General features: G+C 59.5%; 12 protein-coding genes. 2 read left to right on the top strand and 10 right to left on the bottom strand.

Features of this window, described 5'->3' with window-relative positions; translation table 11 throughout:
• Nucleotides 1–65: 65 nt before the first annotated feature.
• The 8 genes from CLU91_RS10960 to CLU91_RS10925 form a co-directional block, all read right to left on the bottom strand.
• Complete coding sequence (locus CLU91_RS10960; RefSeq protein WP_100874177.1) at nucleotides 66–1,277, bottom strand: hypothetical protein; 1,212 nt, start codon at nucleotides 1,275–1,277, stop codon at nucleotides 66–68.
• Nucleotides 1,278–1,355: 78 nt separating this feature from the next.
• Complete coding sequence (locus tag CLU91_RS10955) at nucleotides 1,356–1,787, bottom strand: ExbD/TolR family protein (protein ID WP_170840419.1); 432 nt, start codon at nucleotides 1,785–1,787, stop codon at nucleotides 1,356–1,358.
• Nucleotides 1,788–1,892: 105 nt separating this feature from the next.
• A complete protein-coding gene (locus CLU91_RS10950; RefSeq protein WP_100874176.1) occupies nucleotides 1,893–2,321 on the bottom strand; it encodes an ExbD/TolR family protein in 429 nt (142 codons plus the stop codon).
• Between the two features lie 5 nt (nucleotides 2,322–2,326).
• Nucleotides 2,327–3,241, bottom strand: coding sequence for a MotA/TolQ/ExbB proton channel family protein (locus CLU91_RS10945; RefSeq protein WP_100874175.1), 915 nt, complete (start codon nucleotides 3,239–3,241; stop codon nucleotides 2,327–2,329).
• Between the two features lie 86 nt (nucleotides 3,242–3,327).
• Nucleotides 3,328–3,984: an energy transducer TonB gene (locus CLU91_RS10940; RefSeq protein ID WP_100874174.1), complete on the bottom strand. Its 657-nt coding sequence runs from the start codon at nucleotides 3,982–3,984 to the stop codon at nucleotides 3,328–3,330.
• Nucleotides 3,985–4,523: 539 nt separating this feature from the next.
• A complete protein-coding gene (locus tag CLU91_RS10935; protein ID WP_100874173.1) occupies nucleotides 4,524–6,125 on the bottom strand; it encodes a SpoVR family protein in 1,602 nt (533 codons plus the stop codon).
• A complete protein-coding gene (locus tag CLU91_RS10930; protein ID WP_100874172.1) occupies nucleotides 6,125–7,393 on the bottom strand; it encodes a YeaH/YhbH family protein in 1,269 nt (422 codons plus the stop codon). Before CLU91_RS10930 ends, CLU91_RS10935 begins: the two co-directional genes overlap by 1 nt.
• Nucleotides 7,394–7,465: 72 nt before the next feature.
• On the bottom strand, nucleotides 7,466–9,388 hold the full coding sequence (locus CLU91_RS10925) for a PrkA family serine protein kinase (RefSeq protein WP_071075815.1): 1,923 nt from the start codon (nucleotides 9,386–9,388) through the stop codon (nucleotides 7,466–7,468).
• A 554-nt stretch (nucleotides 9,389–9,942) separates the two neighbouring features.
• On the opposite strand from CLU91_RS10925, the gene CLU91_RS10920 reads away from it, so the two are divergent.
• Nucleotides 9,943–10,974: an adenosine deaminase gene (locus CLU91_RS10920; protein ID WP_100874171.1), complete on the top strand. Its 1,032-nt coding sequence runs from the start codon at nucleotides 9,943–9,945 to the stop codon at nucleotides 10,972–10,974.
• A 23-nt stretch (nucleotides 10,975–10,997) separates the two neighbouring features.
• Nucleotides 10,998–13,529: an ABC transporter permease gene (locus tag CLU91_RS10915; protein ID WP_100874170.1), complete on the top strand. Its 2,532-nt coding sequence runs from the start codon at nucleotides 10,998–11,000 to the stop codon at nucleotides 13,527–13,529.
• Here CLU91_RS10915 and CLU91_RS10910 read toward each other — a convergent pair.
• Both CLU91_RS10910 and CLU91_RS10905 read right to left on the bottom strand, forming a co-directional pair.
• A complete protein-coding gene (locus tag CLU91_RS10910; RefSeq protein ID WP_100874169.1) occupies nucleotides 13,526–14,533 on the bottom strand; it encodes a response regulator in 1,008 nt (335 codons plus the stop codon). The genes CLU91_RS10915 and CLU91_RS10910 overlap by 4 nt on opposite strands.
• A gap of 11 nt (nucleotides 14,534–14,544) precedes the next feature.
• On the bottom strand, nucleotides 14,545–15,801 hold the full coding sequence (locus CLU91_RS10905; protein WP_232730704.1) for a sensor histidine kinase: 1,257 nt from the start codon (nucleotides 15,799–15,801) through the stop codon (nucleotides 14,545–14,547).
• Nucleotides 15,802–15,998 lie beyond the last annotated feature (197 nt).

Below are 15,998 nucleotides of genomic sequence, written 5' to 3'. Positions count from 1 at the left end.
AAAGCGTTGCCGGCGGGTGTGCTGGCAACGCTTTAATATGGATACACTACACTCTCAACGTGAACTTATTTGTTCATCAAAGTCCAGTAACGGGCCAGGTCAGCCGCGCCATCCGTGCCCTTGACGGCCTTGAACGCCGTCGTGGCATTGGATTTCTTGCCGGCGTGCATGTAGGCGATGCCCAGATGCAGCTTGGCTTCTTCCGCGTACTTGGCGGTGCCCAGTTTCACGGCGTCGTTCATCAAGCCCAGGCCTTTGTCTGCCTGGCCATCGTAGACCAGGGCGAAGCCCAGCTTGCTCAAGCTGTCGGCGTCCTTGTTCTTGACGTATTCCGCTTCCGACTTGGCCGCGCTGGCTTTCAGGTCAGCCTGGGTTTTCAGGGCCAGGTCTTTCAGGCGCTGGTGACGCGGCGCATCGGCGCCGGTGCCCAGCACGCCTTTTTTGTAGCCTTGCTCGATGATGCTCAGTGCTTCGCCTGGATTGCCTGCTTGCAGGGCCAGCTGGCTGATTTCCATGTATTCGGACGGCTTGGTGAACAGGCCGTTGGCCAGGCGCAGGCGCTGGACGTCCAGGCTCAGGCGCTGCGAGAAGCCAGGTTTACCCGAAACGCGGTTCAGCAGGTCGGCCCAGTAGCTGGTCTTCGGATAACTCGATGCCAGTTTTTCCAGGGTGGCCACATAGCCGCCCTTGTCGTTTTGCTTCAACTGGATGTTGGCCAGCATTTGCAGGCTCGCTTCCGAGTTGCCGCCGCGCGCTTGCAGTTCCTTGGCCGCTTCGGCGAAGTTGCCGCTGACGTAGTAGGTCTGGATCAGCAGTTCGCGCATCTGTGGATCTTCGCGGTCTTTCAGCGAGCGTTTGATCCAGGTGATGGTGTTTGGCCAATCCTTGGCGCGGTAGTACATGCCTGCCAGCGCTTGCGTGAATTTGGGGGCTTCGGCGGCGCTCAGGCGGCCGGAATTGATGACGGCTTCGAAAGCCTTGATGGCGGTGCCGTTATCGCCGGCAGCAGCAGCGGCCGAGGCGCGCACGCGTTCGATCTGGTAGCTTTCAAAGGCGGTCTTGCCGCCGACGCTGTCAGCTTCGCGCAGCTTGGCCAGCGCTTCCTTGTTTTTGCCGCTGCTAGCGAGTTTTTGCGCTTCTTGCAGTGGCTTGCCCACTTCGGCACGCACGGTGTCCGCGGCGTATGCCAGCGAGCCCAGGCCGATTACGGGAGTTGCTGCGGTAAAACCGATAGCGGCCATGACGAGGCCGAGATGAGCGAGACGAAACTTGGACATAAGAAAGTCTTTCAGTAAAAAGCGAATAGGCAGGAAGTCCTGCCTATTCGGATGTAAAGATAACCTGATTGCTGCAGCTTACTGGAATTGCTCGTTGCCGACCAGACCGATTTTGGTCACGCCCAGACGCTGCGCCGACGCCATCACACCGGCGACGACTTTGTATTCCACCAGCTTGTTAGGACGCAGATGCACTTCTGGCTGGTCTGCTTGCGCAGCAACGTTGCTCAGCTTGGCTTCCAGCGTATTACGATCAGGTACGACCTGATTGTCCCACAAGATAGTGCCATCAAAATCGACATCGATCGTGACGACCACTGGTTCGGTTGTCGGTGGCGGCGGGGTGCCGACCGGCATGTTCAGGTTCACCGAGTGGTTTTGCTTAGGAATCGTGATGATCAACATGATAATCAGCACCAGCATCACGTCGATGAGGGGCGTCATGTTCAGTTCCATCATTGGTTCCGGATCCGCGCCTGCTGCGCTTCCCGAACCGACATTCATACTCATAGTGTTTCCTTTAAGAAGTCCAACGAAGCACCGGGCGAAACTGCCGCCCGGTCAGCTTCCGGCAGTGGCGCCCCCGTGTTGCCGGGACGCCGCTGTCAGTTGCTATCAGCCCTTGTCAGGTGGTTCGGTGATGAAGCCGACCTTCTGGATCCCGGCACGTTGGGTCGTGTAAATAACCCGGCCGATCGATTCGTAGCGTGTTTCTTGGTCGCCACGAACGTGTACTTCCGGCTGCGGTACTTTCACTGCTTCAACTTTAAGATAATCGAACAATTCGTTCGTGTCTTTCAGTCTGGTCTGGCCCAGGTAAATCTCGCCATCCTTGTTAACAACGATGTTGACGTTTTCTGGCTTGGTTTGCAGGGCTTGGTTGGTCTCAATCGGCAGATCGATTTTCTGCAGCTTGAGGACAACTGGACTCGTAATCAAGAAAATGATCAGCAAAACCAACATGATGTCGACGAGCGGCGTCGTGTTGATTTCTGACATTACTTGATCTTCATCTCCGCTGTCGGAGCCGACGGACATCGACATGATTCTTATCCGATCTTTTTAGCGCCGGCAGCACGGCCAGCTTCGCTGGTCGACATGGCGCCGGAGATCAGTACCGAGTGAACGTCGGCGCTGAACGAGCGGATGTCTTCCATTGCGGTTTTGTTACGACGCACCAGCCAGTTGTAACCCAGAACGGCAGGAACGGCGACCAGCAGACCGAAAGCGGTCATGATCAGTGCTTCACCAACTGGACCTGCCACTTTGTCGATCGATGCGTTACCGGTCATGCCGATAGCGGTCAGCGCGCCGTAAATACCCCAGACGGTACCGAACAGACCGATAAATGGTGCGGTCGAACCAACGGTTGCCAGGAACGACAGGCCATCTTGCAGACGCGATTGGACTTTGTCCGAAGCGCGCTGGATCGACATCGTTACCCAGGTCGACAGATCGATTTGTTCCAGCAGGGCGCCGTCATGGTGCGCGGTTGCCTTGGTGCCCGATTCAGCGATGAAGCGGAATGGCGAGCCTTCGCTCAAGGTTGCCGAACCAGCAGCGATCGAAGGAGCTTTCCAGAATTTGGCAGCGGCTTCTTTGGCTTGCTTGAAGATCTTCATTTGATCCAGCAGCTTGGTGATGATGATGTACCAGCTGCCGATCGACATGATGGACAGGATGATCAGGGTAGCGCGTGGCACGAAGCCGCCGTCCCAGACTGCGGACAGGCCGAACGGGTTATGCACTTCTTCGGTTTTGGCTGGAGCTGCTGCGTCTGCTGCTGGAGCGGCTGCATCTGCAGCAACTGGTGCTGGTGCTGGTGCAGCGTCTGCCGCAGGAGCCGAAGCGGCAGCCGATGCTGGCGCGTCAGCGAATGCCGGAGCTGCTACCAGAGCGGTAGTAGCGGTGACGGACAACAGAACCGCGGCAAAAAATGCGGACAAACGGGTATTCTTAAACATGCTTCCTCCAAAATTAAAAATAACAGATCGCTGAACGTAATGACAACGAAATCATGGTGTGAGACAGGGGGTAACTGTCTCGGGTGTTAATCCAGCGACCAAACGTATTGCATTTGCTGCCAGCCTTGTTCCGGCTTGCCGTCAACTGTTGCCGGCTTAAATGTACAGCGGCTGATACCTTGCACCGCAGCTTTGTCCAGGTCTCTGAAGCCGCTGGACTTCACGATCTTCGAATCAGCGACCTTGCCGTCTACACCGATCAGGAACGACAGTGTCACCACACCGGTTTCCTCGTTGCGCTGCGACGACTTTGGATAAGCCGGTTTTTCGCAGACACTGAAGTCAACCACGGCCGGTGTACGCACCGATTTGGCTGGTCCAGGAGTTGGCGCAGGCTGTGCAGGCGGCGATGGCGGCGTCAGTACATTCGTGGCTGGCTTCACGGCAGTCGTATTTGCAATCACGTTCTGCTGTGGTGGCGGCTGCTGCACGTTCACCTCGACTGGCGGAATGAATGGCGGCGGTGGCGCTTTCATTTCTGGCGGCGGTGGTGGCGGTGGAAGATCCTTCGGTGGAGGCGGTTTGACTTCCTCGATAATCTTGGTTTCAACCGGTTCCATCATTTTGGTGACCAACCGCTTGCCCAAGCCCGTCGCGATCCCGTAAGCCGCGAGAACGTGCAGCAGGACAACGACGGTTATGCCTGTGTAGTTCTTGGGACTTTTCTCGTTCGAAAAATTCATGCCTGCTTTCTCCAAATACCATCTCTTGTCTTGCAACTGAACCCCAAAATGACGACACAAAGCTCCAGCCGTATCCGGGACGTCGCCGAATTATACATACGAATTCTTTATTTTACACAGATTTTTAACGCCTAAAACCGGTTAAATTTTTGGCGCTTTTGCGCCCTGAAAACGTACTTGCTTATGTCATCTTTGCACGCTTTCGGACATAAAAAAAGGCGGTCCTATCGGTTTTTTACAGCCGTTTTGGGTGACCACTGCTAAGTTCTCCGATGTGCCCATATGGCGGAATTATATTTCGTGATAATCAATATGGAAACCGCTAAATTTGGAGAAAAAGATTTCTTTTGGGAAATGTTTTGACTCGGAACCAGACCACTTAGTGGCGCGCGCGCACCAAACGGGTGCGGAAGGGACTTTATCCAGGTCAAAAAAGGCGCTCCCGACAGCTGTTTCGACGCCGCCAGGCCATACGGAATTCCTATACAGGCATAGGAAGCGCTTATATTCTTGCCATTGATTATTATCAACAAATCATTTCATGGCCGGACAACCGGGTCATCGCGCCGGTTACGTTTTTCCCGTCGGCAATTCAAGGTGCCCAGGACGACCCCTTGCGGATCGACCGTATCGAGGTGCACATCGAAGCCCCACAGCCGTGCCACGTGCTTGAGCACCTCGGCTGCCTGCTGGTTCAGCGGGCGGCGCTGGAATTGCGTGTGGCGCAGAGTCAATGCGCGGTCGTCGCGCGTATTGACGGACCAGACCTGGATGTTCGGCTCGCGGTTGCCCAGGTTGTACTGCTCGGCCAGCTGCTGGCGCACGTAGCGGTAGCCGGCATCGTCGTGGATGGCGGAAATGGCCAGCTTTTCATTCTTGTCATCGTCGAGCACGGCAAAGAAGTGGAATTCGCGGATCAGGCGCGGCGACAGATACTGGGCGATGAAGCTTTCGTCCTTGAAATTGCGCATGGCAAAGTCCAGGCTCTTGCGCCAGTCGCTGCCGGCCATGTCGGGGAACCAGGCGCGGTCTTCGTCCGTCGGGTGCTCGCAGATGCGGCGGATGTCGCTCATCATGGCAAAACCCAGCGCATATGGATTGATGCCGCTGTAATAGGGACTGTCGATGGGCGGCTGGTAGACCACGTTGGTATGGCTTTTCAGAAATTCCATCATGAAGCCGTCGCCCACCACGCCCTCGTCATACAGCTGGTTCAATATCGTGTAGTGCCAGAAGGTGGCCCAGCCTTCGTTCATGACCTGGGTTTGCCGCTGTGGATAGAAATACTGGGAAATCTTGCGCACGATGCGCACCATCTCGCGCTGCCACGGTTCCAGCAGCGGCGCGTACTTCTCTATAAAGTACAGCAGGTTTTCCTCCGGTTCCGGCGGAAAGCGGGGGGCGGCCTTGCGCTGCTCATCCTCGTCCTCGTCTTCCTCGCGCCGGGGCAAGGTACGCCACAGCTGGTTGATCTGCGACTGCACATAGGCTTCACGCTCTTTCTGGCGCGCATATTCCTTCGCCATCGACAGTTTCGCCGGGCGCTTGTAGCGGTCCACGCCATAGTTCTGGATGGCGTGGCACGAGTCGAGCAGCAATTCCACCGCATCGACGCCATGGCGCTGCTCGCATTCGGCGATGTAGTTCTTGGCAAACACCATATAGTCGATGATGGCGTCCGCATCCGTCCAGGCGCGGAACAGATAGTTGCCCTTGAAGAAGGAGTTGTGGCCGTAGGCCGCATGCGCGATCACCAGCGACTGCATGGTCAGGCTGTTTTCCTCCATTAAATAGGCGATGCAGGGGTTCGAGTTGATGACGATCTCGTAGGCCAGACCCATCTGGCCCCGCTTGTAGCTTTTCTCGGTGGACAGAAAATGCTTGCCGAACGACCAGTGGTTGTACGACACGGGCATGCCGACCGACGTGTAGGCATCCATCATCTGCTCGGCCGTGATGATTTCCAGCTGGTTCGGATAGGTGTCGAGGCCAAACTGTTTCGCCACTCTGCGGATTTCCTCGTGGATTTGCTCGATCAGCTCGAACGTCCATTCCGACTGCTCGGGCAGGGCGTTCGGGTGGCGCAGGCGCTCGAACGGCTCGCCCGGGGTGTTGCTGGCGCGGTCAAAGGCTGCACTCATCATTTCACCTGTTTCTTGAACAGTTCGCGGAAGACCGGGTAGATATCGGCCGGCGTGACGATCTTTTGCATGGCGAAATGGGCGTGATGGTCGAGCACGCCCGCATATTGCTCCCACAGGTTTTGCTGCGGACCGTCGGTGATCTCGACATAGGTGTAGTACTGCACCTTGGGCAGGATGGTGTTGATCAGCAACTGGCGGCACAGCACGGAATCGTTGTCCCAGTTGTCGCCGTCGGAGGCCTGCGCCACATAGCTGTTCCATTGCCCGGCGCCATAACGTTCGTCGATGATGGTATTGAGCAAGTGCAGGGCGGACGACACGACGGTGCCGCCCGACTCGCGCGAATTGAAGAATTCATGCTCGTCCACTTCGGCCGCCGCCGTATGGTGGCGGATGAAGACGACCTCGATCTTGTCGTAGACGCGCTTGAGGAACAGATACAGCAGGATGAAGAAGCGCTTGGCCGTGTCCTTGCGCGATTCGTCCATGGAACCGGACACGTCCATGATGCAGAACATGACGGCTTGCGTCATCGGCTTGGGCACCTTGATGCGGTTGCTGTAGCGCAAGTCGAACGGGTCAATGAAGGGAATCGCCAGCAATCGCGTGTGCAGGTGGTGGATCAGGCGGCGCAGTTCCGTCACCAGCGGGTCGCTGTCGGGTGCGCCGTCGAGCAGCAGGGCGGCCAGGTCTTCCTCGGCCTGCGCCAGCTGCTTGCGGGCGCCGCCGCCGACGGCGATGCGCCGGCCCAGCGCGCCGCGCAGGGAGCGCAGCACGTGGATGTTCGATGGCGTGCCCGACATATTGTAGCCGGCGCGCTGGTTCTTGAATTCCGTAGTGGCCGTCAGCTGGGTTTTCACCATGTGCGGCAATTCGAGGTCTTCGAAGAAATAGTTCATGAATTCTTCGCGCGACAATTCGAAGATGAAATCGTCTTCCGTCGTCTCGTCGCTATTGCCCGCCTTGCCACGCCCGCCGCCACCGCCGCCTTTCGGCCGGGCGATCTGGTCGCCTTTCAGGTATTCCTTATTGCCGGGATTGACCACTTCCCACACGCCGCCATGCGCGTGGCCGAACGACGGTTCGCCCACGTCCTTGACGGGGATGCTGACCTTTTCGCCATTCTCGACGTCCGTGATCGAGCGCCCCTTGATGGCGCGCCCCACGGCATCCTTGATCTGGCCCTTGTAACGCCGCAGGAAACGCTCGCGGTTGACGGCGGATTTATTCTTGCTTTGCAAGCGCCTGTCGATGAGGTATGTCAAAGGGTGCCTCCTTGCCTCTCGTCTTGCGCGCCCCGCCAGTCGCCGGACGGGAGCGCGCCTCCGCTGTCCGCGCTAGGATGACTTGCGTACGCGCAAGTACCATTCGCATAACAGGCGTACCTGCTTGGCCGTATAGCCTTTTTCCACCATGCGGGCGACGAAGTCGGCGTGCTTGTTGGCATCGTCGGCGCTGGCCTTGGCATTGAAGGAAATCACGGGCAGCAATTCCTCCGTATTCGAGAACATTTTCTTTTCGATCACGGTGCGGAACTTTTCATAACTGGTCCAGGCGGGATTCTTGCCGCCGTTCGAGGCCCGCGCGCGCAAGCCGAAGTTGACGATTTCGTTTCTGAAATCCTTCGGATTGGAAATGCCCGCCGGCTTCTCGATCTTTTCCAGTTCATTGTTCAGCGATTCGCGATCAAAACTTTCGCCCGTGTCCGGATCGCGGTATTCCTGGTCCTGTATCCAGAAATCGGCAAACGTCACGTAGCGATCAAAAATGTTCTGGCCGTATTCCGAATAGCTTTCCAGGTACGCCGTCTGGATCTCCTTGCCGATGAATTCCACATAGCGCTGCGCCAGGTGCTCTTTAATATAGGAGAAGTAGCGCTGTTCGAGTTCCGGCGCGAACTGCTCGCGCTCGACCTGCTGCTCCAGTACATATAATAGATGCACGGGATTGGCGGCCACTTCGGAATTGTCAAAGTTGAACACTTTCGACAGGATTTTGAAGGCAAAGCGCGTCGACAGCCCGTTCATGCCCTCGTCTACGCCCGCGTAATCGACGTATTCGTGCATGGACTTGGCTTTCGGGTCCGTATCCTTGAGGTTTTCGCCATCGTAGACGAGCATCTTCGAGAAAATGCTCGAGTTTTCCGGGTCTTTCAGGCGCGACAGGATGGCGAACTGCGCCATCATGCGCAGGGTGCCGGGCGCGCACGGGGCTTTCACCAGCGAGGAATTGGCCACCAGCTTGTCGTAGATCTTGATTTCATCGGTCACGCGCAGGCAGTACGGTACCTTGACGATATAGATACGGTCAAGGAAGGCCTCGTTGTTGCGGTTGTTTTTGAACGTCTTCCATTCCGACTCGTTCGAGTGGGCCAGGATGATGCCGTCGAACGGAATCGCGCCAAAACCTTCCGTGCCCTTGTAATTGCCTTCCTGCGTGGCCGTCAGCAGCGGATGCAGCACCTTGATCGGCGCCTTGAACATTTCCACGAATTCCATCAAGCCCTGGTTGGCCAGGCACAGGCCGCCGGAATAGCTGTAGGCGTCCGGGTCGTCCTGCGCATAGTCTTCCAGCTTGCGGATGTCGACCTTGCCCACCAAGGACGAAATATCCTGATTGTTTTCATCGCCCGGCTCCGTTTTCGAGATGGCGATCTGTTTCAGCACGGACGGGTAGCGCTTGACGACGCGGAACTGGTTGATGTCGCCATTGTATTCATGCAGGCGTTTCACGGCCCACGGGCTGGGGATGTTGCGCAGGTAGCGGCGCGGGATGCCGTAATCCTCTTCCAGGATGGTGCCGTCTTCTTGCTCGTTGAACAGGCCCAGCGGCGATTCGTTGACGGGCGAGCCTTTCAGGCAATAGAAGGGCACGTGTTCCATCAGCGACTTGAGTTTTTCCGCGATCGACGACTTGCCGCCGCCGACAGGCCCCAGCAGATACAGGATCTGCTTGCGTTCTTCCAGGCCTTGCGCGGCGTGGCGGAAATACGAGACGACTTGCTCGATGACTTCCTCGGTGCCGTAGAACTCGCGGAAGGCGGGATAGATCTTGATGACCTTGTTGGCGAAGATGCGCGACAATCGCGTGTCGTTGCGCGTGTCGACCAGCTGAGGCTCTCCGATGGCGGCCAGCATGCGTTCGGGCGCGCTGGCATACGTCAGCTTGTCCTTCTTGCACAGGGCCAGGTATTCGGTGAGCGACATTTCCTCTTCGCGGGTGCGCTCGTAGCGTGCTGCATAGTTATCAAAAATGGTCATGTCAATGTCCTTTAATGTAAACCTGAACTGCCAGTCACCATGGCCGCCCGCCTGGCACTCGCCTGGGCTTGCCGTCTGAATTTTTCCTGTACCCCGTACCGATTTTTATTGTTGTTTCAAGCCCGGCTGTCTTTGCGAGTCCGGATTGCCCGGACCAAAAAACTGGCGCTTGATGCCGTGTGCTGACGTGGCCAGCCGGCTTTTTTTCACTGTTGATAGCGCTTGTTGCACCTACCATTACCCCATGAAATTAATTATTGCTCTAAAGGATCAGGAAGTCAAAAGATATGTCAGCATATCCTTAATACTTGTTTGTAAATTGTTGATTTAATTGGATAAATCATCAAATTTTCCACCGGTTTCAATGAACCTTTTTGTCCCTGTTAAACCATCATACGACAATTCGCCAGCGCGTGCCGGTGCCGGCCACGGCGGCCGCTCGCCGGTGCGGCCGGCCATCTTGCGCTAAGATGCCTGCATGTCTGATGGCCCTGCGCGCCGCGCGTGCGCGTACGCGAGCCAGCATTGTTATCGTCACCCTATAAGGAACACCCATGATGAACCCCCAATTGCGCGCAATCGTCCGCGACATGCCGAAGGCCGAACTGCATATCCATATCGAAGGCTCGCTGGAGCCAGAACTGATTTTCGCACTGGCAGCGCGCAATGGCGTGCCGCTGGGCTATGAATCGGTGGAACACTTGCGCAGCGCCTATGCTTTTACGGATTTACAGTCTTTTCTCGACATTTATTACGCTGGCGCAAGCGTGCTCTTGAAAGAGCAGGATTTCTACGACATGACGCAAGCGTACCTGCGCCGCGCCGAAGCCGATAACGTGCTGCACACGGAAATCTTCTTCGACCCGCAAACCCACACGGCGCGTGGCGTGGCCATGGCCGACGTGATCAACGGCATCCACCGCGCCTGCCAGGACAGCCCCGTCAGCGCGGCCCTGATCCTGTGTTTCCTGCGCCACCTGAGCGAGGAAGAAGCGTTCGAGACCCTGGAAGACGCCTTGCCGCACCGCGACAAATTCATCGGCATCGGCCTGGACTCGTCAGAAGTGGGCAACCCGCCCGAGAAATTTTCGCGCGTGTTTGCCCGTTGCCGCGAGCTGGGCTTGCACCTGGTGGCCCACGCGGGCGAGGAAGGTCCGCCAGCCTACATCCGTACGGCGCTCGACGACTTGCAAGTCGAACGCATCGACCATGGCGTGCGCTGCCTGGAAGACGCGGACCTGACGGCCCGCCTGGCGCGCGAACAGATCGCGCTGACCGTCTGCCCCTTGTCGAACACCAAGCTGCGCGTATTCGACCAGATGCACGACCATAACCTGGTGCAACTGCTCGACGCCGGCCTGCTCGTGACGGTCAATTCCGACGATCCCGCGTATTTCGGCGGCTACATGAACGACAATTTCGACGCCATCTTCGACGCGCTGCCACTGGGCCTGTCCCACGCGCAGCGCCTGGCGCGCAACGGTTTTATTGCGGCCTTCCTGCCGCAGGCGCAGAAAGACGCCTTCCTCGCTACCGTCGATGCGTATTTCGCGCAGCACGCCCCCGCCCACGGCATCGCGCAATAAATCTACCGGAAGACCCGCCGCCCATGTTCCGCCTCTCCCTGAAAATGACCGGCCGCGACTGGCGCGCCGGGCAACTGCGTTTCCTGCTCGTCGCCCTGATCGTCGCCGTGGCGGCCCTGTCGGCCGTGGGCTTCTTCGTCGACCGCCTGCGCGCGGGCCTGAACCGCGACGCGCACCAGCTGCTGGGGGCCGACCTGGTCATCAGCGCCGACCAGCCCGTCAATGCGGCCTGGCGCGCCGAAGCGCAACAGCGCGGTTTTATCCTGGCCGACACGGTGACGTTCCCCAGCATGGCGCAGGCGGGCGAGGGCGAGCAATCGCTGTCGCAACTGGCGTCGATCAAGGCCGTCTCGCCCGGCTACCCGCAGCGGGGCAAGCTGAAAATCACGACCACATTGAGCGAGGCGCAGGATGCCGTCGGACGGCCCACGGACCAGGTGCCGGCACCGGGCACCCTGTGGGTCGATGCGGCGATCCTGTCCAGCCTGAACGCGAAGCTGGGCGACACACTCACCTTGGGCGACAAGGCATTTACCGTCACGCAACTGATCGCCAGCGAGCCGGACCGCGGCGCTTCCTTTTTGAACTTCGCCCCGAGAGTCATGCTGCCCCTGGGCGACCTGGCCGCCACGGCGCTGGTGCAGAACGGTTCGCGCGTGTCGTACCGCTTGCTGCTGTCGGCGCCGCCCGCCAAGGCGGCCGAGCTTGCGCAATATCAAGCCAGGCTGGAAAGCCAGATCAAGACGCAGGCCATCAAGGGCGTGCGCATCGAATCGCTGGAATCGGGCAGTCCGCAAATGCAATCGACCTTGGACCGCGCCGACCGTTTTCTTTCCCTCGTCGGCTTGCTGTCGGCCATGCTGGCGGCCGTCGCCGTAGCCATGGCGGCGCGCCGCTTCATGCTGCGCCACCTCGATGCCTGCGCCATGCTGCGCTGCCTGGGCCTGACGCAAAACCAGGTCACGGCCATGTACGTGATCGAATTCCTGCTCGTCGGCCTGGCTGGCAGCGTCGTTGGCGTGATGGTGGGCTTCGGCGGCCACCTGGTGCTGCTGGAACTCTTGGGCAAACTGGTGCAGAACGACTTGCCGCCCGTGTCGATGCTGCCCGCGCTGCAAGGCGTGGCCACCGGCATGCTGCTCTTGCTGGGCTTTGCCTTGCCGCCGATTTTGCAGTTGCGCAATGTTCCCCATAACCGCGTGATCCGCCGCGAGCAGGAGCCGCCGCAAGCGCTGGCCGTGGCTACGTATGGCCTGGGCATCGCCGCCTTTGTCGTGCTGCTGTTGTGGCAGGCGGGCGACGTGAAACTGGCCTTGCTGACGGCGGCCGGTTTCCTCGGCGGCTTCGCCCTGTTCGGCCTGGCCGGCTGGCTGGGCATCAAGTCGTTGAAAACCCTGCGCGGCGCCTTCAATCACCAGGGCTGGCGCTTTGCCGTCACGTCCTTGCAGCGCCGTCCGGGCGCCACCGTCATCCAGGTGGTGTCGCTGGCCCTGGGCCTGATGGCCTTGCTGCTGCTGACGGTGGTGCGCGGCGACTTGATGGTGGCCTGGCGCAACGCCACGCCGCCCGATGCGCCGAACCGCTTCATGATCAATATCCTGCCGGAACAGAAAGACCCGATCGCCGCGCGCCTGGCGCAGGCCGGCGTGGCCAACGCGCCCTTGTATCCGATGATACGCGGGCGCCTGGTGGCCGTGAATGGCAACACCATCACGGAATCCACCTACGAGGATGACCGCGCCAAAGGCCTGGCCGACCGCGAATTCAACCTGTCGACGATGGCCACGATGCAGGAAGAAAACAAGCTGGTGGCCGGCAAGTGGTTCGGCAACGCGCCCGGCGCGCCGGCTGAAGCGTCGGTGGAAGAGGGCATCGCCAAGACCTTGAAGCTGAAACTGGGCGACAAGCTGCGCTTCGACATCGCCGGCCAGCCCGTGGAAGCGGCCATTACCAGTTTGCGCAAGCTGGAATGGGGTTCGATGCGCGTCAATTTCTTTGTCATCATCAATCCGGCCGCCATGGCGGACACGCCGCAGACGTGGATCACGGCCTTCCACCTGCCGCCGGCGCAGGCGGACCTGGGCAATGCCCTGTTGCGCGACTACCCGAATCTGACGGTGGTCGACGTGGGCGGCGTGCTGAAACAGATCCAGGGCGTGCTGGACCAGGTGGTGACGGCCGTCGAATTCCTGTTTGCGTTCACCTTGGCCTCGGGCTTGCTGGTGCTGTATGCGGCCTTGATGGGCTCGCAGGACGAGCGCACGCGCGAAGCGGGACTGCTGCGCGCGCTGGGTGCCACGCGGCGCCAGCTGGCGCAAGCACAGCTGATCGAATTTTCCCTCGTGGGCGCGCTGGCCGGCTTGCTGGCGGCGACGGGCGCGGCGGCCATGGGCTGGGCCCTGGCCACGTACCAGTTCAAGTTCGCCTGGAGCTTCGCACCGGGCGTGTGGGCGTTCGGGCTGCTGGCTGGCGCCCTGTGCGCCATCGCAGGCGGCTGGCTGGGCTTGCGTAACGTGCTCAAGCATCCGCCCCTGCAAACCCTGCGGGAAAACTAGGCGCCCACGCCGTCGCCCGCCTGCGCGCGCAAAAATTGCGCGTAGGACATGACCGGCTGCCCCAGCTGGTGCGCCGGCACGTCGAACAGGGCCCAGAAATAGGTTTCGCGCCCCGCGCAGATGGTCGGTGCGGCGCAGTAGCGGAACCAGTTTTCGCCGATGTGCGCCGCGTACATGCCGTCGCTGTCGGCGTCGGAAAAATACGGAATCACACGCATTTCCAGCAGGGCCAGCAGCAGGGATTCGGGCGCGTCGCTGTCGCGCGCCATTTCGTACTGCGTGTGCAGGCTGCGTTCCGTCTCGATGATCATCAGCCTGGCGTGGCCGTCGCGCGTAAAAAACAGGATGCCGCTGGGATTCGGGAAAATATAGTATTCGACAAAACCATGGCGCCGGCACAGCTCGTGCACGACGGCGGCCAGCGCTTCGTCTTGCAGGAAACTATAGTCATGCAGCAATAGCAGGTCGCGCATGGTGTCTGTTTGCTGCAGGAAAAATTCGCGCTGCAGGGCATGGACTTCCTGTTCCAGTATGTCGAGCGCATCGTCGTCGCTTTTCTTGATGTAGCGGTCGATCAAGCCCCGGTTGAATGCCGTCACGGCCACTTTTTCATCGGCCGCCCCCGTGAATAAAATCTTCTTGCACGGCAAGTCGCGCACGGCCTGGCAGAATTCCAGGCCATTCATCTGCGGCATCGAATAATCGACCACCAGTACGGAGGGCACGGCAAAGCGCTGGGCCTGGCCGCTGATGCGCCAGATGCGTTCGAGGTCGATGGCGACATTGCAGTCGTTGGGCGCCGCGCTGTGCAGGTCGAAATTCACATGCAGGGGCATGGCTTCGCGCTGCTGCGTTTGCTGCAGCCAGCGCAGCGCCGTGCTCGTGTCGTGGAAGGTCTTGCGCGCCAGCGCGGGATCGAGCTGGAAAGCCATGCTTTTCAAAAAGGAATCGCTGTCATCGATCAGCACGGTGAGGGTCGGATGGGTGTAGACGGGCAGTTGCATGCGTCACCTTGCTAGGAAGTGGGTTGGAAGCGGGCAGGCACGGGCTGGGGAAATTCCAGGATGAAGATCGCATACGCATGCTCGCGCGAGACGCAGCGGATGCGCGCCTGCCAGGCGTGGGCGATCTGCCGGCATAGCGCCAGGCCGATGCCGCTGCCGTTGTGCACGGGATACGAATAAAAACGCTCGAAGATCAGCGGCAGGCGGTTGCGCGCGATGCCGCAGCCCGTATCGATGAACAGCAGCCTGGGCACGGGACGGGCGCCGTCGATGATGATGCGCACGCGGCCCTTGCCGGCCCGGTGGATGCTTTTCAAGGCATTGCGCAGCAGGTTCAGCAGGATCACCACGCACAGTTCGTCCTGTCCCGCGAACTGGAAGTCGGCGCGCACGTCCACCGTGACGCTGCTGCGCTGGCTGTTGCCGGTAAACGGATAGCGCCTGAGCACGGAATTCACCATGTCCAGCATCGACAGCGCCTGGCTCGGTTCCAGGTTGCGGTTGACGGCGCTGGCGCTCAGGAGGAACAGGTCGATCATGTGCTGCATGTGGCGCACCTCGAACTGGATGCGCGACAGCGCTTCCTGCAGCGGCGCCGTGTCGTCCGCCTGGCCGGCCAGCTGCGGCAGCAGACGGCGCATGCCGCGCACGTTCGCCTCCACGCTGGTCAGCGGCGTGCGCAGTTCGTGTGCCACGGAACCGAGCCCGGCCGCCAGACCCGCCAGCCGCTCCTGCTCCAGCACCTTGCCGCCCACTTTCACGACGGACAGCGCGGCGATGGTGAACCAGTGCACGGGCAACTGCTGCAGCACTTCGGGCTTCAGCAGGAAGCCGCCTTCGCCCTGCACGATGACGGCCAGGCAGGCGGCGCCCGTGCCGATCAGGTAGGCGCGGCACGCCAGTTTTGTCTCGAAATGAAACAGCACCACCAGACCGATCAGCAGCGATTCGCTCCAGATGGACGACGCATGGTTCATCACGAACATGAAGGTAAAGAAGAAGGGCAGGATGTAGCTGAGAGCGAACAGCAGGTAGCGCGACAGCCAGCGCGCCGAAAAACGGCGCGCGAACAGGCCGGCCACGCAGATGCCCACGCCCGTCAGGCGCAGGGTCAGGTTTTCATAGGATTGCGGAAAAAAAAACTGCCACAGCAGGTAGTACAGCGGCATCGTCACCGTGCCTACGGCGGCCAGCACGGCAACCCGCCTGGCCAGGTGCTCATGCGGTGCGCGCTCATGCAGCAGCGAATGGAGCAGTGTCTGGCGCACGCGTTGCCGCCAGTGTGTCCATCGTCCTTGCCATTGCTGCGTCATGACTCTGCCTTGATGCTTTCCAGAACGTCATCATCGCGTAATTTTCCCTGATTGAACGACTATCTGACTGGACATTGATATACGTCAATGGACGGGTTGGCAACACGGTCAAGGTTTTAACTTGAAATAAACATTTCCCTAGGAGAAAACTC

Source organism: Janthinobacterium sp. 64 (assembly GCF_002813325.1).
Taxonomy (GTDB): domain Bacteria; phylum Pseudomonadota; class Gammaproteobacteria; order Burkholderiales; family Burkholderiaceae_D; genus Janthinobacterium.
The sequence above is the reverse complement of the archived record's forward strand: the minus strand, read 5'-3'. Positions and strand labels throughout refer to the sequence as shown.

What these genes read in the sequence shown, in the direction of transcription:
- CLU91_RS10945 (WP_100874175.1), bottom strand. Translation starts at nt 3,241, where the DNA reads ATGTTTAAGAATACCCGTTTGTCCGCATTTTTTGCCGCGGTTCTGTTG.
- CLU91_RS10925 (WP_071075815.1), bottom strand. Translation starts at nt 9,388, where the DNA reads ATGACCATTTTTGATAACTATGCAGCACGCTACGAGCGCACCCGCGAA.
- CLU91_RS10950 (WP_100874176.1), bottom strand. Translation starts at nt 2,321, where the DNA reads ATGTCGATGTCCGTCGGCTCCGACAGCGGAGATGAAGATCAAGTAATG.
- CLU91_RS10920 (WP_100874171.1), top strand. Translation starts at nt 9,943, where the DNA reads ATGATGAACCCCCAATTGCGCGCAATCGTCCGCGACATGCCGAAGGCC.
- CLU91_RS10935 (WP_100874173.1), bottom strand. Translation starts at nt 6,125, where the DNA reads ATGAGTGCAGCCTTTGACCGCGCCAGCAACACCCCGGGCGAGCCGTTC.
- CLU91_RS10960 (WP_100874177.1), bottom strand. Translation starts at nt 1,277, where the DNA reads ATGTCCAAGTTTCGTCTCGCTCATCTCGGCCTCGTCATGGCCGCTATC.
- CLU91_RS10940 (WP_100874174.1), bottom strand. Translation starts at nt 3,984, where the DNA reads ATGAATTTTTCGAACGAGAAAAGTCCCAAGAACTACACAGGCATAACC.
- CLU91_RS10910 (WP_100874169.1), bottom strand. Translation starts at nt 14,533, where the DNA reads ATGCAACTGCCCGTCTACACCCATCCGACCCTCACCGTGCTGATCGAT.
- CLU91_RS10915 (WP_100874170.1), top strand. Translation starts at nt 10,998, where the DNA reads ATGTTCCGCCTCTCCCTGAAAATGACCGGCCGCGACTGGCGCGCCGGG.
- CLU91_RS10955 (WP_170840419.1), bottom strand. Translation starts at nt 1,787, where the DNA reads ATGAGTATGAATGTCGGTTCGGGAAGCGCAGCAGGCGCGGATCCGGAA.